Raw genomic sequence first — 17,546 nt, 5'->3', positions numbered from 1 at the left:
GGTCATGACTCCGGGTGCGCCCCCGGTCGGGGACGCACCCGGAAGGGTGTGGATCAGGCGGGTACGGGGTCGAGCCGCTCGGTCTCGACCGGCTCGATCAGGTCACGCTTGCCGGCCGAGTCGTACGCGGCCCGGTCGAGCGTGCCCTCCCGGGCGGCCACGATGGTCGGCACGACGGCCTGCCCGGCCACGTTGGTGGCGGTACGGATCATGTCCAGGATCGGGTCGATGGCCAGCAGCAGGCCGGCGCCGGCCAGCGGCAGGCCCAGCGTGCTCAGGGTCAGCGTGAGCATGACGATCGCGCCGGTCAGGCCGGCGGTCGCGGCCGAGCCGACCACCGAGACGAACGCGATCAGCAGGTAGTCGGTGACGCCCAGGTCCACGCCGAACACCTGCGCCACGAAGATCGCGGCGAGCGCCGGGTAGATGGCCGCGCAGCCGTCCATCTTCGTGGTGGCGCCGAACGGCACCGCGAAGGAGGCGTACTCACGCGGGACGCCGAGGCGCTCGACCGAGCGCTGGGTCACCGGCATGGTGCCCACCGAGGAGCGGGAGACGAACGCCAGCTCGATGGCGGGCCAGGCGCCGGCGAAGAAGCGCAGCGGGTTGAGCCTGCCGGCCACTGCCAGCAGCACCGGGTAGACCACGAACAGCACCAGGGCGCAGCCGACGTAGACGGCTGTGGTGAACTTCGCGAGCGGGGCGAGTAGATCCCAGCCGTACGAGGCGACGGCGTTGCCGATCAGGCCGAGCGTGCCGATCGGGGCGAGCCGGATGACCCACCAGAGCGCCTTCTGCACGATCGACAGCAGCGAGCGGTTGAGCGCCACGAACGGCTCGGCGGCGTCGCCGACCAGCAGCGCGGCGGCGCCCACCACCAGGGCGAGGAAGACGATCTGGAGGACGTTGCCCTCGACGAACGCGCCGACCGGGTTGGTCGGGACGATGCCGGTGAGGAAGTCGATCCAGGAGCCGGTGGTCTTCGGCGCGGTGGCGCCGGCCGGGTCCAGGTTGACGCCCCGGCCGGGGTCGGTGAGCAGGCCGATGCCGATGCCGATGCTCACCGCGATGAGCGCGGTGACGCCGAACCAGAGCAGCGTCTTGACGGCGAGCCGGGCGGCGTTGGCGACGCCGCGCAGGCTGACCACGCTGACCACGATGGCGGTGAAGACCAGCGGCGGCACGGCCAGCTTGAGCAACTGGACGAAGAGGCCGCCGACGGTGTCGAGCGTGCTTGCCAGCCAGGCGAGGTCGGCGGCGCGGGCGAGGAAACCCAGCGCCACGCCGAGCACGAGGCCGAGCAGGATCTGGACGGAGAAGGGAATTCTGCGCAGGACGGAGGTCATGAGGACGAATCCAAGGTCTGGAGAGGGAAGGCGGGCGTCGGGGCGTGGCGCTACGCCGGACAGACGCCGCTGGCCTGCCGTCGGAGATCGACGTACAGGCGTTCGGTGAGGCACCAGACATTGGTCATCGTCGCGGAACGTTACTCTCCTCCCGCGCCGGAACGGAAGGACCGTAGCCGGTGAGGCTCCTTACAGCCAGGTAGCCCGAGGTGGCCAGTCCCCAGGCGGCGGCCACTGCCAGCAGCACCCGTTCCGACACCCCGAGCAGCGTGCTGCGCCCGACCAGCAGCAGCGCCAGCCCGACCACGGCGGCCACCGGCAGCGCCAGCGCCGCGCCGATCGCGGCGATCCGCCGCAGCCCCCGGTCCGCGGCCGGGGAGAACAGCAGCACCAGCATGGCGAGCACCACCGCGGCGGTCGCCGCGATGCTGGCCCCGCCGTGCACCAGGTCGGCCACCGTGGTCGCCTCGAACGGCGGCAGCGGGCAGCCCTCACTGCACGTCACCGCGCCGGAGACCACCGTGGCGACCGCACCGGCGCCGAGCAGCCCGGCCGCCGCGCGCGACCCCGGTGGCAGCGCCCCGGCGAGCAGCAGCAGCGACGCGGCCACCGAGAAGATCCCCACCCGGTACGCCCCGGCGTACCCGCTGTCCGTGATGCCCGCTTCGCTCACGTACGCGGCGGGGCCCGGACCGGGACCGGCGACCACCGCGACCGTCACCGCGGCCACGCCGGCCGCCAGGCAGACGGCGGCGAACGCGGCGGCGATCCGGCGGCCTGTGTCCTCAGCCACGTCCGTGCGGGGTGGTCCAGCCGGACAGGTCCGGCCCGAGCGGCACGATCCGGGTCGGGTTGATCATGTCGTGGGTGGCGTAGTAGTGCCGCTTGATGTGGTCGAAGTCCACCGTCTCGCCGAAGCCCGGCGTCTGGAACAGGTCCCGCGCGTACGCCCAGAGCACCGGCATCTCGGTGAGCTTGCGCTCGTTGCACTTGAAGTGCCCGTGGTACGCCACGTCGAAGCGCACCAGCGTGGTGAACAGGCGCACGTCCGCCTCGGTGATCGTGCCGCCCATCAGGTAGCGCCGCCCGGCGAGCCGCTCGCTCAGCGCGTCGAGGCGGGCGAACAGCGCGATGAACGCCTCGTCGTACGCCTCCTGGGAGGTGGCGAAGCCGCACCGGTAGACGCCGTTGTTGACGTCCCGGTGGATCTCCGCCATCAGCGCGTTCATCTCCGGGCGCAGCTCGACCGGGTACAGGTCCGGGGCGTCCGGCGCGTGGAACCGCCGCCACTCGGTCGAGAAGTCGAGCGTGAGCTGCGGATAGTCGTTGGTGACCACCCGTCCGGTGAGCGTGTCCACGAGCGCCGGCACCGTCACCCGGCCGGTGTAGTCCGGGTCGGTGGACAGGTACGCCTCGGACAGGAAGCCGATGCCGAGCACCGGGTCGAAGCCGTCCTGGTCGAGCGCGAACCGCCAGCCCCGCTCGTCCCGGATCGGGTCGACGGTGCCCAGCGAGATCACCTCGTCCAGCCCGAGCAGGCCGCGCACGATCCGGGCCCGGTGGGCCCACGGGCAGGCCCGGCACCAGATCAGCCGGTAGCGCCCCGCCTCCAGCGGCCAGCGCCCCTGCTCGTCCGGCCCCCCGCCCTCCGGTGAGGTGGAGTGCGGGGTGACCCGTCCGGTGAACCGGTTGGGCTGGCGGACGAACGCGCCGCCGCCGCTGTTCTCTGCGCTGAACTGAGCCCCGGACATGCGGCAAACCTATCCGCTCCGGTCACGGATATCCTGACGCCGGGTATCCCCGAGACCCGCCGACCGACCCCTTCCCACCCCCGAAGGACGTACGCGCGATGACAGTGGCCTATCTCGTTGCCGGAGTCCGCACCCCGATCGGCCGGTACGCCGGCGCGCTGGCCGGGGTCCGCCCCGACGACCTGGCCGCGCACGTCGTCCGCGAGTTGGTGGCCCGCCACCCCTCGGTCGACTGGGCCCGCACCGACGACGTGATCCTGGGCTGCGCCAACCAGGCCGGCGAGGACAACCGCAACGTGGCCCGGATGGCCGCGCTGCTCGGCGGCCTGCCGGAGGAGGTGCCGGGCAGCACCGTCAACCGGCTCTGCGGCTCCGGCCTGGACGCGCTCGCCTCCGCCGCCCGCGCGATCGTCGCCGGGGAGGCCGACCTGATGGTGGCCGGCGGCGTGGAGAGCATGAGCCGCGCGCCGTTCGTCATGCCGAAGGCGGCCACGCCGTTCGCCCGCACCGCCGAGGTGTACGACACCACGATCGGCTGGCGGCTGGTCAACCCGCTGATGCGCAAGGGCTGGGGCATCGACTCGATGCCGGAGACGGCGGAGAACGTCGCCGCCGAGTTCGGCGTGGACCGGGCCGCGCAGGACGCCTTCGCGTACCGGTCGCAGCAGCGGGCCGCCAAGGCGCAGGCCGACGGCCGGCTGGCCGAGGAGATCGTCCCGGTGACGGTGCCGGCCGGCAAGCGCGAGACGAAGCTGGTCGAGGTCGACGAGCACCCGCGCGAGACGACGCTTGCGAAGCTCGCCGCGCTGCCCACCCCGTTCCGCGAGGGCGGCACGGTGACCGCCGGGAACTCCTCCGGCGTCAACGACGGCGCCGTCGCGCTGCTCGTCGCCTCCGCGGCCGCCGTCGAACGCTACGGCCTCACCCCGCTGGCCCGGGTACGCGGTGCCGCGTCCGCAGGCGTACCGCCGCGGATCATGGGCATCGGCCCGGTCCCGGCGACCCGGAAGCTGCTCGACCGGACGGGCCTGTCGCTCGCCGACGTCGACGTGATCGAGCTGAACGAGGCGTTCGCCGCGCAGTCGGTTGCGGTGCTGCGCGAGCTGGGCCTGCCGGAGGACGCCGAGCACGTCAACCCGGGCGGCGGGGCGATCGCGCTCGGTCACCCGCTCGGCGCCAGCGGCGCCCGGCTGGCGTTGACCGCCGCGCTGGAACTGCGCCGCCGGGGCGGGCGGCGGGCGCTGGCCACCATGTGCATCGGCGTCGGCCAGGGCATCTCGCTGCTGCTGGAATCGGCCGCCTGACCCGGGCCGGCAGCATCGCCGCCGGTGGATCTCCCGTACCTGGCCGGACCGGCCTAGAGTGGTCTGGACCACATGATCCGCCATCGACGGCGGACGACGACCTGGGGGACCGAGCGATGCAGACGCCGGAGAGCCTGCCCACCGAGATCGACCTGAGCCGGCCGAGCGCTGCCCGGGTCTACGACTACTTCCTCGGCGGGGCGCACAACTTCGAGATCGACCGGCAGCTCGCCGAACAGATCGCGGCCATGACGCCGAACCTGGCCGCCACCATGCGCTCCGGGCGGGAGTTCCTGCGCCGGGCCGTACGGGTGCTGCTCGACGCCGGCATCGACCAGTTCCTTGACATCGGCTCCGGCATCCCCACCGTCGGCAACGTGCACGAGGTCGCCCAGGCCGCGAACCCGGACGCCCGCATCGTGTACGTCGACATCGACCCGGTGGCCGTGGCGCACAGCCACGAACTGCTCGCCGGCAACGACCGGGCCACCGCGGTCCTGGCCGACCTGCGCGAGCCGAAGCTGATCCTGGACCACGCCCGCGCCAGCGGCCTGATCGACTTCGACCGGCCGCTGGGCATCCTGCTCGCCGGCGTGGTGCACTTCGTGCCCGACGCCGACCGCCCGGCCGACATCCTGGCCACCCTGCGCGCCGCCGCCGCGCCCGGCAGCTACCTGGTCATCTCCCACTCCACCTTCGAGGACCAGCCGCAGGAGATGCTGGACGCGCAGCGGCTGTCGGCGCGTACCGCCACCGAAATCACGCTGCGCTCGCGGGCCGAGATCACCGGCTTCTTCGGCGACTGGACGATCCTCGAACCGGGCGTGGTGCACATGCCGCTGTGGCGGCCCGACTCCCCGTCGGACGTGGACGAGCACCCGGAGCGGTTCGGGGCCTTCGGCGGCGTCGCCCGGCACGACCGCGCAGCCGGCTGAGCCCATGCGCGCCCCGGACAGCGACGGGGGAGACGTCAGCCGGCCCGGCGCCGCCGCGTACGCCGCCGAGTGGGCTCGGGCGGTGCGCCGCATCGGGTTCGTTCCGCTGAGCGCGGCCGAAACCGAGCGCCTGCTGGTGCCGCTCACCGAGCGGCTCGGCGAGGCCCTGGTCGCCCCCACCTTCTCCGCCCGCCCGGCGGAGGAGGTGGGGCGTGCCCTGGTCGAGGCGCACCTCACCGAGCCCGGCGTGCTCGACTGGTCGGTGCAGGCGCTCGGCGACCGGTTCCTGCCCTGGGTGCTGCCGTCGCGGACGGAGTCGCCGGAGCTGCGCGAGCGGGTCGCGCTGCTCCAGGGCGCGTTCGCGGCCGGGTTCGCCCGCGCGCTGCGCGACCGGGTCTTCAGCCAGCAGGAGCGGATCGCCCGGTCCGCGTGGCAGGCCCGGGACACCGTCGAGCAGGCGCTGCGGGACAGCGAGGCGCGTTTCCGGGCGGTCTTCACCGGCGCCGCCATCGGCATCGGCATCGCCGGGGTGGACGGGCAGATCATCGAGGTCAATCAGTCCTTCGCGGACATGCTCGGCTACACCGTCGCGGAGATACGGCGAATCAACGTGTCGGCGTTGTTCCACGCCGACGACGCGGCCGGGATGTGGGAGCTGTACCAGGAGCTGATCGAGGGCAAGCGGGACAGCGCCCGGGTGGAGAAGCGCTACTACCGCAAGGACGGCACCGTGGTCTGGACCGACCTCGCGGTGTCGCTCATCCGGCACGACGACGGCCGGCCCCGGTTCACCGTCGCCATGGTGGAGGACATCACCCAGCGGTACGAGTTGCAGCAGCGGCTGCGCTTCCAGGCGCTGCACGACCCGCTGACCGGCCTGCCCAACCGGACGCTGTTCTTCGAACAGCTCGGCGCGGTCTTCGAGGGCGCCGGCCCGGACCAGCGCGTCGGGCTCTGCTTCATCGACCTGGACGGCTTCAAGGCGGTCAACGACAGCCTCGGCCACGACCTGGGCGACCGGCTGCTCAAGGTGATCGCCCGCCGGCTGAGCGACTGCGTGGCCGGGCGCGGCCACCTGGTGGCCCGGATGGGCGGCGACGAGTTCGTCATCCTGGTCGACTCCGACGGCGGCATCGACGACGCGGTGGAGGTCGCCGAGCTGGCCCTGGCCGCGGTGTCCGCGCCGGTGCACGTCGGTGACCAGCAGCTCGCCGTGTCGGCGAGCATCGGCATCGTGGAGTGCCCGGCGGCGGAGACGAGCGTCGGCGACCTGATGAAGGCCGCCGACACGACGCTCTACTGGGCCAAGGCGGAGGGCCGGGGTCGCTGGGCGGTGTACGACCCGGAGCGCAGCGCCGCCGACATCGCCCGCTCCTCGCTGGCCGCCAACCTGCCCGCCGCACTGGACCGGGGCGAGTTCGTGCTGCACTACCAGCCGATCGTGTCGCTGCTGGACGGCACGATGGTGGCGGTCGAGGCGCTGGTGCGCTGGCAGCACCCGGAGCTGGGGCTGATCGGGCCGGACCGGTTCATCGGGCTGGCCGAGGAGACCGGCCTGATCGTCCGGCTCGGCGCCTGGGTGCTGCGTCAGGCGTGCCGCGACGCCGAGTCGTGGCGGCGCGCGTACCCGGACACCACGCCTGTGGTGAGCGTCAACCTGGCCGCCCGGCAGGCCGACGACCCGGCCATCGTGGAGACGGTGGCCGAGGCGTTGCAGCACACCGGCCTGCCGGCCGAGCTGTTGCAGCTGGAGCTGACCGAGAGCGCCGTCATGGGCAGCGCCGGTGAGCCGTTGCGGACGCTGCACCAGCTCGCCGGCCTCGGACTGCGGCTGGCCATCGACGACTTCGGCACCGGCTACTCGAACCTGGCGTACCTGCGGCGGCTGCCGATCCACTGCGTGAAGCTGGCCGGGCCGTTCGTCGAGGGGATACGCGGCGACGGCGCGGACGCGGTCGCCGACCACCGGGACGAGCGGATCGTGGACGCGCTGGTCCGGCTGGCGCACGCGCTGGAGCTGTCGGTGACGGCCGAGGCGGTGGAGACCGAGGTGCAGGCCGAACGGCTGCGGGCGCTGCGGTGCGACACCGGGCAGGGCCGGCTGTTCGGCGCCCCGATGCCCGCCGACGGCATCCGCGCCCGCCTGGGCGGGTAAGGAAGGGCCCCCTGTTAACGCCTCCGGTAGAGGAGGGGGCCCCGCTTAACACCTCCCGCGCACGCGGCAGGCGAGGAAGGGAGAACCGGTGAGCCTCACCGATTCGCAGGCAGTGGTGTCGGTGGTCGCCGCGCTGGCGATCGTCGCCGGCCTGGCCGGAGTGATCGTGCCGGGGCTGCCGGCGCTGCCACTGTGCTGGGGTGGCGTGCTGGTGTGGACGCTGTTCGGCGATGCCGGGCCGGGCCGCTGGGCGGTGCTCGCCGCCGCCACGGTGATCGCCGCAGGCGGCACCGTGCTCAAGTACCTGTGGCCGGGGCGCAACCTGAAGCGGACCGGCGTGCCCACCACCTCGCTGCTGGCCGGCGGGCTGCTCGGCGTGGTCGGGTTCTTCGTGATCCCGGTGGTCGGGCTGCCGATCGGCTTCGTCGGCGGGATCTTCGGCGCGGAACGGCTGCGGCTGGGCGACACCCGGCTCGCCTGGCCTGCCACCGTGCAGGCGCTCAAGGCGGCCGGGTTGTCGATGGTCCTGGAGTTCACCGCCGGCCTGATGATCGCCGCGCTGTGGGTCGCGGGGTTGCTGTTCGTCTGACCGTCGCCGGACCACCCGGCGACCACCCCACCGGTACGGTCGACCGGATGCGGACAACCGTCCTGGGCGGCCTCGGCGCCTTCCCCACCGCCCACCAGCCCTGCGCCGGCTTCCTCGTCGAACACGACGGCTTCCGGCTGCTGATCGACCCCGGCTACGCGACGCTGCAACCGTTGCTGGCGCTCACGAGGGCGGAGCACGTCGACGCCGTCTACGTCAGCCACGGCCACCCCGACCACTGCGCGGATCTGCAACCGCTGGTCCGCGCGCGGGTGCTCGCGAACCGGTCCGGGCCGCCCCTGCCGGTGTACGCCCCCACGGACAGCCTCGCCGGACTGCTCGCGATCGACGAGCCGGGCCTGATCGAACCCGGGTACCGGATGACCGGGTTCACCCCGGGGGAGACGCTGCGTTTCGGGCCGTACGAGGTGCGGACGTTCGCGTTGCCGCACTGGGTGCCGAACGCCGGGGCCCGGTTCTCGGCGGCGGGCCTGGTGCTCGCCTACACCGGGGACACCGGACACAGCCCGGCGCTCGTCGAACTGGCCCGCGACGCGGACCTGCTGATCGCGGAGGCGACCTATCCGGACGACATCCCGCAGCGGCACGCGGGCAACCTGTCCAGCGCCGCCGAGGTCGGCCGGTACGCCGCCGAGGCCGGGGCGAGGCGCGTGCTGCTCACCCATCTGTGGCCGGGGACGGAGCCGCGGGACGCGCTGGCCGCCGTACGGCGCGGGTTCGCCGGCCCGGTGGAGGTGGCCGCGCCCGGGCTCACGGTGACCGTCGGCCGGTAGGGAGCGGCGGCGCGGGGCGTCCGGAGGGTACGGCCGATCGCCGTACATCAGTGAGAGAGAGGTGGACGCCGCGCGCCGCCGCGGACCGGGCGTTGCCGAGCGCCCGGTGCCGGCCCGTCGGGTCGGGCCTGGTCACGCCCACAATGATGCCCCCCGTGGGATCCGGCGACAACGCAATTACCGGCGCACGTATTGACCTCCTTGATCGGCTGGGAGCACACTGCGAGCACTCGCACGAGCATCGCCTCGAGGAGGTGTGCAGTGGCCACGACGCCCGCGCCGACCGCCGAGCAGCCGATGGACGACGACGCCCGACGACTCGCCGAACTCGGCTACAAACAGGAGCTGCGCCGCAAGTGGAGCGGCTTCTCCAACTTCGCGATCTCGTTCTCCATCATCTCGATCCTGGCCGGCTGCTTCACCACGTTCGGCCAGGCGTGGAACAACGGCGGCCCGGTGGCGATCTCCTGGGGCTGGCCGCTGATCTCGCTGTTCATCCTGATCATCGGGTTCTGCCTGGCCGAGCTGGTGTCGGCGTACCCGACCGCGGGCGGGATCTACTGGTGGGCGGCGACCATGGGCCGGCCGGTGCACGGCTGGTTCACCGGGTGGCTCAACCTGATCGGGCTGGTCGCGGTGACCGCGTCGGTCGACTACGGCTGCGCCACGTTCCTCAACCTGACGCTGTCGGCGCTGTTCGACGGCTGGGCCGGCACCGGGCACCATACGTTCGGGCTGTTCGTGGTGATCCTCGCGCTGCACGGGCTGATCAACATCTACGGGCACCGGATCATCGACGTACTCCAGAACGTCTCGGTCTGGTGGCACGTGGCCGGCGCGGCCGCCGTGGTGCTGATCCTGGTCCTGGTCCCCGACAACCACCAGAGCTTCCAGTTCGTCTTCACCGAGCGGTTCAACAACTCCGGCTTCGGTGACGGCGACACCGGCGGGCTGGCGTTCTGGTTCTACGTGCTGCCGCTGGGCTTCCTGCTCACGCAGTACACGATCACCGGCTTCGACGCCTGCGCCCACGTCTCCGAGGAGACCCGGGGTGCCTCCAAGGCCGCCGCGCAGGGGCTGTGGCGGTCGATCTTCTACTCCGCGGTGGGCGGCTGGATCCTGCTGCTGGCGTTCCTGTTCGCGGCCACCGACGTGGACGCGATCAACGAGGCGGGCGGCTTCTCCGGGGCGATCTTCGAGTCCGCGCTGACGCCGTTCTTCTTCAAGGCCGTCATCATCATCTCCACCATCGGGCAGTTCTTCTGCGGCATGAGCTGCGTGACGTCGATGTCGCGGATGGCGTACGCGTTCAGCCGGGACCGGGCGGTGCCCGGCTGGCGGCTGTGGTCGAAGGTGAACCGCAACGGCACGCCCGTCAACGCCATCATCGGCGCGACGCTGGCCGGGCTGGTGCTCACGCTGCCCGCGCTCTACCAGCGCGGCGGCATTCCGGTCGCGTTCTACGCGGTGGTGTCGGTGGCGGTGATCGGGCTGTACCTGTCCTTCATCATCCCGATCTTCCTGCGGCTGCGGATGGGTGACCGGTTCACGCCGGGCCCGTGGACGCTCGGCCGGCGCTACAAGCTGCTCGGCTGGATCGCGGTGGTCGAGATCGCTGTCATCTCGGTCTACTTCGTGCTGCCGATCGTCCCGGCCGGTGTGCCCGGCAACCCCGACTTCAGCTGGACGGCGGTGAACTACGCGCCCATCGCGGTCGGCGGCGTGCTGCTGGGTGTCGGCATCTGGTGGTACGCCTCGGCCCGCAAGTGGTTCACCGGCCCGCGCCGCACCGTCGACCAGCCCGAACCCGAGCCCGAGCCCGCCGAGCCGTCGTGACGTGTCGGTGGGGCCTGCCATGATCCGGCCATGGAGGCGGAAGCGGTGGTACGCGCGTTGTGGGATCGCATGCAGGCCCGGGACTGGACCGGCGTCGGCGACCTGCTGGCCGACGACGTGGTGGTCGAGTGGCCGGTCAGCGCCGAGCGGATCGTGGGCCGCGACAACTACGTGAAGATCAACGCCGAGTACCCGGAGGGCTGGTCGATCCGGGTGCTGCGGGTGGTGGCGTCGGGCGACACGGTGGTGTCCGAGGTGGAGGTGCCGCACGAGGAGATGGGCGTGCACCGGGTGGCGTCGTTCTGGACCGTGCGCGACGGGCGGATCGTCGACGGCCGGGAGTACTGGACGAGCCTCGGCGCGGACCCGTCCCCGCAGTGGCGATCCGCCTGGGTCCAGCCGATGTGAGTACCGGGCCGTCCGGAGATCTCGGCGACGGCTTGTCGGTCAGGTCGCAGGCCCGGTCTGCTTGGCCAATGCGAGGAAGGACTGCCACGAGGACGGCGTGACGTGGAGGGTGGCGCCGTCGCGGTCCTAGCTGTCGCGCACCAGCACCACTCCCGGGAGGTTGTCGGCCACCTCGACGCAGTCGGCGTTGCCGCTCCGAGTCGCCTTGCGCCAGGTCGCGCCGCTCAGATCCATGACTGCGTTCACCTCTTCCGGAGCTAGGACGTCGGTCACCAGCAGATCTTGGCGAGTTGTCGTTCGGTGCGAACAAGAACTCGCCAAGGTCGCCCCGTGGCGGCCTGTGGGGTCAGGCAGCGGGTGCGGCCTGCTTGGCCAGTGCGACGAACGCACGCCACGAGGACGGGGTGACGTGGAGGGTGGCGCCGTCGCGGTCCTTGCTGTCGCGTACCAGCACCACTCCCGGCAGGTTGTCGGCCACCTCCACGCAGTCGCCACCGCTCGTGCCGCTGCGGGTGGACTTCTTCCAGATCGCGTTACTGAGGTCCATGCTGACTCTCCACTTCCTTTATCAGGGCGACCGAGAGGGTCTGCGGCAAGGCTACGCTGCGGACGCCTTCCCACCGTGCCAGGAGCGTCGCCATCGCATCCTCGCCATCGATGAGCAGGCCGTCAAGCTGGTTCTCCAGGTGTCCCACCCAGCCGCCTTCCGCCGAGTGGGCCAGCGCCAGCGGCCCGGAAAGGCCGACGTGATGACCGGCATCGGCTGGAATGACGTGTAGTTGGACGTGCGGGAGTTCGGCCATGTGCAGCAGGTGCGCGAGCTGCTCGGCCATGATGGCGTCACGGCGGCGGAGCGCTGACTCATCAGTCACTGCGATGACGAGCGGGGGATGGTCGCGGAGCAAGATCTCCTGCCGCTCCAATCGTGCAGCTACCCGCTTCTCCACTTCCTCGGCAGGTCTCGTGCTGTCGAAGCGCAGCACCATGCGGGCATAGTTCGCCGTCTGAAGCAGGCCAGGGATCAGGGACGGATTGAAATACCGAAGCTGACGGGCCGAGCGCTCGGCCTCCAGCCAGGGACGGAACCACGAAGGCTGGCTCTCCCGTTCGGCCATCTTCAGCAGCGTCGTCAGCAGATCGCCGGTCTTCAGCGCCTCATCTGCTCGCGCAAGGAACACGCGATCCAGCGGACGCGTCCCGGTCTCCACTGCCGAGACCATGGAGGCGGAGTAGTGCACGAGCCTGCCGAACTCCTCCTGACTGAGACCGGCGGCGGAGCGCATCCGGCGGAGCTGCGATCGGATGAGATCGGCTGTCGGTTCCTCCACAGTTCCTCCACAGTCCGTGCGTGAACTTCATTCGACATCTGCAGGCCGGCCCGGTGCTTCACTCGTGCGCCGTGACCAGGCTCGATGCCTTCCGACCGTAGCGGTGTCCTCACCAGACTGTCACGCATGCGGATCCGCTCGTCGCAGGCGAGCACGGGCGGATTCCAGCCCGGGGCCGCCCGGTCCCGACGATGCCGGGCGGCCCCCTCCATGAACGAGGAGGCCGATGTGCGTGTCCGATGGTTCCGGTGCCGTACCCGGGAGCTGCCCACCCTGCCGAAGCGAGACCCCGGCAGCAACCTGCCGGCGTGGATGCGCGAGCCGACCCGGGTGTTTCCCACGGTTCGCCCGGGCAGCCCAGGTCGTCTGACACCGGCGCAGGAGTGGCGGGCGAACGGGGGCCGCTGGTGACGGCTCTGGTCGGTGTCCTCAGCGCCATCGGGCACGTCGGGTATCAGCCGGACTGGACATGCGAGCGCTGCCGGGAGCCGTGGCCGTGTCCCACTCTGCGTCGCATTCCCCGCGACCAGCTCGAACCGGCGGCGCTCATCCGGATGATGGCGTTCCTCGTCCGTGGGGCGATCCGGGATCTACGTGGCCGAGTCGAGGGGCCGGAACCGCCCGAGATCGTCCGGCGGTTCTTCTGGTTCCTTCCGCTCAGCGACGACGAGGCGCGTGCGATCGCCCGAAGGCTGCGGTGATGGGCCGTTGCGTGGTTCCGCACCTGCCTCTGCGGCCGCTGTGGCGGTGCCGCAACTGCGGCGCGGAGTGGCCCTGCCAACCGGCCCGTCTGTCGCTGCTCGTCGAGTACCGGGAGGACCGCACCGCGCTGCTTCTCTATCTCGGCGGGCTGATGGCCGAAGCGCGGGAACAACTCGCCCAGCTGAATCCGGACCATGCGCCGGACCTGCACGGCCGCTTTCTGGCCTGGGCGCGGGTTCGTGGCTGACGCGGGGACGCTGTCCGCGTACCCCCGGGGTCAGATCGTGGGGCGGCGGTGGGTGAGCGGGAAGCGGAGGATGCGGTCGTCGCCGGCCGCCGGGGTGCCGCGGCCGTCGCGGTTGCTCGTCGCGACCCAGAGCGCGCCGTCGGGGGCCACCTCGACGGTACGCAGGCGGCCGTAGGTGCCGGCCAGCTCCGCCACCGGCACGCCGACGCGGCCGGCGGCGTCGACGGGCACCGCCCAGAGCCGGGCGCCGCGCAGCGCGGCGACGTAGAGCGTGCCCCTGCTGAACGCGGCGCCGCTCGGGGACGCCTGCGCGGGCGGCCAGACGACGACCGGGTCGCGGAACCGGGGATCACCGGCGACGCCCTCGGCGAGCGGCCAGCCGTAGTTGCCGCCGGGCACGATCCGGTTCACCTCGTCCCAGGTGCTCTGCCCGAACTCGGTGGCGAACAGCCGGCCGTGCCGGTCCCAGGCGAGGCCCTGCACGTTGCGGTGGCCGTAGCTGTAGACGAGCGAGCCGGGGAACGGGTTGCCCGCCGGCACCCCGCCGTCCGGCCGGATCCGCAGGATCTTGCCGTTGCGGCTGGTCAGATCCTGCGCGCGGGCGGACACCCCGGCATCGCCGATCCCGGCGTAGAGCATGCCGTCGGGGCCGAACGCGATCCGGCCGCCGTCGTGGACGGCGCTGCGGGCGATGCCGCTGACCAGCACCTGCGGCGCCCGCGACGAGCCGAGGCGGAACCGGACGATCCGGATGTCGGTCGCCGTGGTGTAGGCGGCGTAGACCCACCGGTCCCGGCGGTACCCGGGGGAGACCGCGAGCCCGAGCAGGCCCGCCTCGCCGCCGGCGGCCACGTCGGCGATCCGGGCCACCTGCCGGGCCGGGCGTCCCGGGCGTACGCGCAGGATCGTGCCCCGGTCCCGCTGCGCGACCAGGGCGCTGCCGTCGGGGAGGAAGTCCAGCCCCCACGGCGCCTCCAGCCCGGTCGCGACGACGCGGGGACGGGTCAGGTCGTAACCGGACCGGCCGGCGCGCCCGTCGAACCCGCGCAGGTCGAGCGCGACCGGGCGCGCGTCGGCGGGGACCGGCCGGTCCGGGCCGCCCGCGGGCCGCTCGCCGGTGGGCCGGTCGCCCGCTTGGGCGTCGGTCACGGCGAGCACGATCGCGAGGACGGCGGCGACGACAGCGACGGTACGACGGCGCATGTGTGCTCCTCGGTTTCGGGCCCGGCCCCGCCGGGGCATTGACGGTGATCCGGTTTGCCAGTAGACCTTGGTGATGGAGGCCCCTGATGAAGCAAACGCCGCTCTCGCTGGAACAGTTGCGGGTCGCCGTCACCGAGGGTGAGATCGACACGGTGGTGCTCGCCCTCACCGACATGCAGGGCCGACTGCAGGGCAAGCGGTTCCACGCGCCCTACTTCCTCGACCAGGTGGTCACGCACGGCAGCGAGGGCTGCAACTACCTGCTCGCCGTGGACGTCGACATGAACACCGTCGACGGGTACGCGATGTCGAGCTGGGAACGCGGCTACGGCGACTTCGCCATGCGCCCCGACCTGGACACGCTGCGCCGGATGCCCTGGCAGCCCGGGTCCGCGCTGCTGCTGGCCGACCTGGAGTGGCTGGACGGCTCCGGCCCGGTGGTCGCCTCGCCCCGGCAGATCCTGCGCAAGCAGCTCGACCGGCTGGCCGCACACGGGCTGACCGCGTACGCCGGCACCGAACTGGAGTTCGTGCTCTACCGCGACTCGTACGAGGAGGCGTGGCAGCGCGGCTACCGCGACCTGACCCCGGCCAACCAGTACAACGTGGACTACTCGCTGCTCGGCACCGCCCGGGTCGAGCCGCTGCTGCGCCGCATCCGCACCGAGATGGCCGGCGCCGGGCTCACCCCGGAGAGCGCGAAGGGCGAGTGCAACCTCGGCCAGCACGAGATCGCCTTCCGGTACGACGAGGCGGTGCGCTGCGCCGACCATCACGTCATCTACAAGAACGGCGCGAAGGAGATCGCCGCCCAGGAGGGCATGGCGATCACGTTCATGGCCAAGCCGAACGAGCGGGAGGGCAACTCCTGCCACATCCACTTCTCGCTGCGCGACGCCTCCGGCTCGTCGGCGATGCTGGGGGACGGGCCGGCGCACCTGAGCGTCACCGGGCAGCGGGTGCTGGCCGGGCTGCTCGCCACCATGCGCGAGTTCAGCCTGTTCTTCGCCCCGAACATCAACTCCTACAAGCGCTACCAGCCCGGCTCGTTCGCGCCGACCGCGCTGCGCTGGGGCACCGACAACCGCACCTGCGCGCTGCGGCTGGTCGGGCACGGGCAGGGGCTGCGGGTGGAGAACCGGGTGCCGGGGGCCGACGTCAACCCGTACCTGGCGATCGCCGCGCTGGTTGCCGGGGCGGTGCACGGCATCGAGAACGAGCTGGAGCTGGCGGACGAGTGCACCGGCAACGCGTACGACGACCCGCACGCCGAGCGGGTGCCCACCACGCTGCGCGACGCGCTGGACCTGTGGCAGCGCTCGGAGGTGGCCCGGAAGGCGTTCGGCGACGAGGTGGCCGCCCACTACGCCAACCAGGCGAAGGTCGAGCTGACCGCCTTCGACGCCGCGGTGACGGACTGGGAGCTGACCCGTGGCTTCGAACGCCTCTGACCCGCCGCGTTCCCGCGCCCCCGCGCCCCGCTTTCCGCGATCTTGCACTTGCGGCCCTCGGTGCGGGCGTTGTGCGGCTTTCGCCGGGGCGGCAACCGCAAGATCGCCGGGGGCGAGAGGGAGAGGGGGGGACCGCGTGGGTGAGGTGATCTCGCCTGTCGACGGGGCGGGGATCGGGGTCGTGCCGGGGTGCTCCGTCGACGACGTGGATGCCGCTGTCTCGCGGGCGGCGGCGGCGTTCGAGGCGTGGCGTCGGGTGGCGCCGGGGGATCGGGGGCGGCTGCTGCGGCGGTTCGCGGCCGAGGTCGACGCGCACCTGGAGGAACTGGCCCAGCTCGAGGTACGCAACGCCGGGCACACCATCGGCAACGCGCGCTGGGAGGCGGGCAACGTCCGCGACGTGCTCGACTACTACGCGGGCGCGCCGGAACGGCTGACCGGCCACCAGATCCCGGTGCCCGGCGGGCTCGACGTCACGTTCCACGAACCACTCGGCGTGGTCGGCGTGATCGTGCCGTGGAACTTCCCGATGCCGATCGCCGGCTGGGGATTCGCCCCGGCGCTCGCCGCCGGCAACACGGTGGTGCTCAAGCCGGCCGAGCTGACCCCGCTGACCGCGCTGCGCCTGGCCGAGCTGGCCCGCGACGCCGGGTTGCCCGACGGCGTGTTCACCGTGCTGCCCGGCCGGGGCAGCGTGGTCGGCGAGCGGTTCGTCACCCACCCGGCGGTCCGCAAGATCTGTTTCACCGGCTCGACCGAGGTCGGCACCCGGATCATGGCCGGCTGCGCGGCCCAGGTGAAGCGGGTGACGCTGGAGCTGGGCGGCAAATCCGCCAACATCGTCTTCGCCGACGCGGACCTGGAGAAGGCGGCGGCCACCGCGCCGTACGCCGTCTTCGACAACGCCGGCCAGGACTGCTGCGCCCGCTCCCGGATCCTGGTCCAGCGCCAGGTGTACGACAGGTTCCTGGAACTGCTCGAACCGGCCGTACGGGCGGTGCGGGTGGAGGACCCGGCCCGGGAGAGCGCCGAGATGGGCCCGCTGATCTCCGCCGCGCACCGGGACCGGGTCGCCGGCTACGTCGACGGCGCGGACGTCGCCTTCACCGGCTCCTGCCCCGACGGCCCCGGCTTCTGGTACGCCCCGACGGTGCTGCTCGCCGGCTCCCCGGCGGACCGGCACTGGCGGGAGGAGGTCTTCGGCCCGGTCGTCTCGGTGCTGCCGTTCGACGACGAGGCGGACGCGATCCGGCTCGCCAACGACACCGAGTACGGGCTCTCCGGCTCGATCTGGACGCGGGACGTCGGGCGCGCGGTGCGGGTGGCCCGCGCCGTCGACTCGGGCAACCTCAGCGTCAACTCGCACTCCTCAGTGCGCTACTGGACGCCGTTCGGCGGGATGAAACGCTCCGGCCTGGGCCGGGAGCTGGGACCGGACGCGCTGCACGCCTTCACCGACGTCAAGAACGTGTTCATCGGCACCGAGGAGTGATCACA

General features: G+C 72.3%; 17 protein-coding genes and 1 pseudogene. 11 read left to right on the top strand and 7 right to left on the bottom strand.

The genetic code is table 11. The annotated features are described in order from the left end of the window. Nucleotides 1-53: 53 nt before the first annotated feature. The 3 genes from ABIH81_RS00775 to ABIH81_RS00765 form a co-directional block, all read right to left on the bottom strand. The gene (locus ABIH81_RS00775; protein ID WP_349881264.1) at nt 54-1,334 is read right to left on the bottom strand and encodes a dicarboxylate/amino acid:cation symporter; all 1,281 of its coding nucleotides are present in this window, start codon (nt 1,332-1,334) and stop codon (nt 54-56) included. A 136-nt stretch (nt 1,335-1,470) separates the two neighbouring features. Next, entirely contained in the window at nt 1,471-2,139 is a 669-nt protein-coding gene (locus tag ABIH81_RS00770; protein WP_349878496.1) for a DUF998 domain-containing protein, read from the bottom strand. Further along, nucleotides 2,132-3,097: a glutathione S-transferase C-terminal domain-containing protein gene (locus ABIH81_RS00765; protein WP_349878494.1), complete on the bottom strand. Its 966-nt coding sequence runs from the start codon at nt 3,095-3,097 to the stop codon at nt 2,132-2,134. Before ABIH81_RS00765 ends, ABIH81_RS00770 begins: the two co-directional genes overlap by 8 nt. A 98-nt stretch (nt 3,098-3,195) precedes the next feature. Here ABIH81_RS00765 and pcaF point away from each other — a divergent pair, with 98 nt between their 5' ends. From pcaF to ABIH81_RS00730, 7 genes are all read left to right on the top strand, one after another. Beyond that, a complete protein-coding gene (gene pcaF / locus ABIH81_RS00760) occupies nt 3,196-4,401 on the top strand; it encodes a 3-oxoadipyl-CoA thiolase (protein WP_349878493.1) in 1,206 nt (401 codons plus the stop codon). 116 nt (nt 4,402-4,517) lie between these two features. Then, nucleotides 4,518-5,336 (top strand): SAM-dependent methyltransferase, encoded by an 819-nt coding sequence (locus tag ABIH81_RS00755; RefSeq protein WP_302903700.1) that lies wholly within the window; start codon nt 4,518-4,520, stop codon nt 5,334-5,336. A 4-nt stretch (nt 5,337-5,340) separates the two neighbouring features. Beyond that, nucleotides 5,341-7,491: an EAL domain-containing protein gene (locus ABIH81_RS00750; protein WP_349878492.1), complete on the top strand. Its 2,151-nt coding sequence runs from the start codon at nt 5,341-5,343 to the stop codon at nt 7,489-7,491. An 88-nt stretch (nt 7,492-7,579) separates the two neighbouring features. Continuing rightward, complete coding sequence (locus tag ABIH81_RS00745) at nt 7,580-8,080, top strand: DUF456 domain-containing protein (RefSeq protein WP_269701405.1); 501 nt, start codon at nt 7,580-7,582, stop codon at nt 8,078-8,080. Between the two features lie 47 nt (nt 8,081-8,127). Then, nucleotides 8,128-8,874: an MBL fold metallo-hydrolase gene (locus tag ABIH81_RS00740; RefSeq protein ID WP_349878491.1), complete on the top strand. Its 747-nt coding sequence runs from the start codon at nt 8,128-8,130 to the stop codon at nt 8,872-8,874. A 261-nt stretch (nt 8,875-9,135) separates the two neighbouring features. Continuing rightward, on the top strand, nt 9,136-10,710 hold the full coding sequence (locus tag ABIH81_RS00735; protein ID WP_349878490.1) for an amino acid permease: 1,575 nt from the start codon (nt 9,136-9,138) through the stop codon (nt 10,708-10,710). Between the two features lie 30 nt (nt 10,711-10,740). After that, nucleotides 10,741-11,118: a nuclear transport factor 2 family protein gene (locus ABIH81_RS00730; protein WP_349878488.1), complete on the top strand. Its 378-nt coding sequence runs from the start codon at nt 10,741-10,743 to the stop codon at nt 11,116-11,118. Nucleotides 11,119-11,157: 39 nt separating this feature from the next. On the opposite strand, the pseudogene ABIH81_RS00725 reads toward ABIH81_RS00730, so the two are convergent. The 3 genes and pseudogenes from ABIH81_RS00725 to ABIH81_RS00715 form a co-directional block, all read right to left on the bottom strand. Then, nucleotides 11,158-11,352: pseudogene (locus ABIH81_RS00725) on the bottom strand (DUF397 domain-containing protein). Between the two features lie 112 nt (nt 11,353-11,464). Further along, a complete protein-coding gene (locus tag ABIH81_RS00720; protein ID WP_349878487.1) occupies nt 11,465-11,665 on the bottom strand; it encodes a DUF397 domain-containing protein in 201 nt (66 codons plus the stop codon). Then, a complete protein-coding gene (locus ABIH81_RS00715; protein ID WP_349881263.1) occupies nt 11,652-12,401 on the bottom strand; it encodes a helix-turn-helix transcriptional regulator in 750 nt (249 codons plus the stop codon). Before ABIH81_RS00715 ends, ABIH81_RS00720 begins: the two co-directional genes overlap by 14 nt. Before the next feature lie 452 nt (nt 12,402-12,853). Here ABIH81_RS00715 and ABIH81_RS00710 point away from each other — a divergent pair, with 452 nt between their 5' ends. Further along, nucleotides 12,854-13,147 carry a hypothetical protein gene (locus ABIH81_RS00710; protein ID WP_334459291.1) on the top strand — a complete coding sequence of 98 codons (294 nt, stop codon included), beginning with the start codon at nt 12,854-12,856 and terminating at the stop codon, nt 13,145-13,147. Between the two features lie 11 nt (nt 13,148-13,158). After that, nucleotides 13,159-13,395 (top strand): flavin reductase, encoded by a 237-nt coding sequence (locus tag ABIH81_RS00705; RefSeq protein ID WP_349878485.1) that lies wholly within the window; start codon nt 13,159-13,161, stop codon nt 13,393-13,395. Nucleotides 13,396-13,425: 30 nt separating this feature from the next. Here ABIH81_RS00705 and ABIH81_RS00700 read toward each other — a convergent pair whose 3' ends face one another. Next, nucleotides 13,426-14,598 (bottom strand): PQQ-dependent sugar dehydrogenase, encoded by a 1,173-nt coding sequence (locus ABIH81_RS00700; protein ID WP_349878483.1) that lies wholly within the window; start codon nt 14,596-14,598, stop codon nt 13,426-13,428. 86 nt (nt 14,599-14,684) lie between these two features. Here ABIH81_RS00700 and ABIH81_RS00695 point away from each other — a divergent pair, with 86 nt between their 5' ends. Next, nucleotides 14,685-16,049: a glutamine synthetase family protein gene (locus ABIH81_RS00695; RefSeq protein ID WP_349878482.1), complete on the top strand. Its 1,365-nt coding sequence runs from the start codon at nt 14,685-14,687 to the stop codon at nt 16,047-16,049. A gap of 136 nt (nt 16,050-16,185) precedes the next feature. After that, nucleotides 16,186-17,541: an aldehyde dehydrogenase family protein gene (locus ABIH81_RS00690; protein ID WP_349878481.1), complete on the top strand. Its 1,356-nt coding sequence runs from the start codon at nt 16,186-16,188 to the stop codon at nt 17,539-17,541. The last annotated feature ends 5 nt before the right edge of the window (nt 17,542-17,546 follow it).

Source organism: Micromonospora sp. HUAS YX12 (genome assembly GCF_040215685.1).
In the GTDB taxonomy this organism is placed as follows: domain Bacteria; phylum Actinomycetota; class Actinomycetes; order Mycobacteriales; family Micromonosporaceae; genus Micromonospora; species Micromonospora tulbaghiae.
The sequence above is the reverse complement of the archived record's forward strand: the minus strand, read 5'-3'. Positions and strand labels throughout refer to the sequence as shown.

Excerpts from the sequence above, each read along its gene's own strand:
- pcaF (WP_349878493.1), top strand. The coding sequence starts at position 3,196 with ATGACAGTGGCCTATCTCGTTGCCGGAGTCCGCACCCCGATCGGCCGG.
- ABIH81_RS00765 (WP_349878494.1), bottom strand. The coding sequence starts at position 3,097 with ATGTCCGGGGCTCAGTTCAGCGCAGAGAACAGCGGCGGCGGCGCGTTC.
- ABIH81_RS00715 (WP_349881263.1), bottom strand. The coding sequence starts at position 12,401 with ATGCGCTCCGCCGCCGGTCTCAGTCAGGAGGAGTTCGGCAGGCTCGTG.
- ABIH81_RS00730 (WP_349878488.1), top strand. The coding sequence starts at position 10,741 with ATGGAGGCGGAAGCGGTGGTACGCGCGTTGTGGGATCGCATGCAGGCC.
- ABIH81_RS00740 (WP_349878491.1), top strand. The coding sequence starts at position 8,128 with ATGCGGACAACCGTCCTGGGCGGCCTCGGCGCCTTCCCCACCGCCCAC.
- ABIH81_RS00720 (WP_349878487.1), bottom strand. The coding sequence starts at position 11,665 with ATGGACCTCAGTAACGCGATCTGGAAGAAGTCCACCCGCAGCGGCACG.
- ABIH81_RS00700 (WP_349878483.1), bottom strand. The coding sequence starts at position 14,598 with ATGCGCCGTCGTACCGTCGCTGTCGTCGCCGCCGTCCTCGCGATCGTG.
- ABIH81_RS00750 (WP_349878492.1), top strand. The coding sequence starts at position 5,341 with ATGCGCGCCCCGGACAGCGACGGGGGAGACGTCAGCCGGCCCGGCGCC.
- ABIH81_RS00695 (WP_349878482.1), top strand. The coding sequence starts at position 14,685 with ATGAAGCAAACGCCGCTCTCGCTGGAACAGTTGCGGGTCGCCGTCACC.
- ABIH81_RS00755 (WP_302903700.1), top strand. The coding sequence starts at position 4,518 with ATGCAGACGCCGGAGAGCCTGCCCACCGAGATCGACCTGAGCCGGCCG.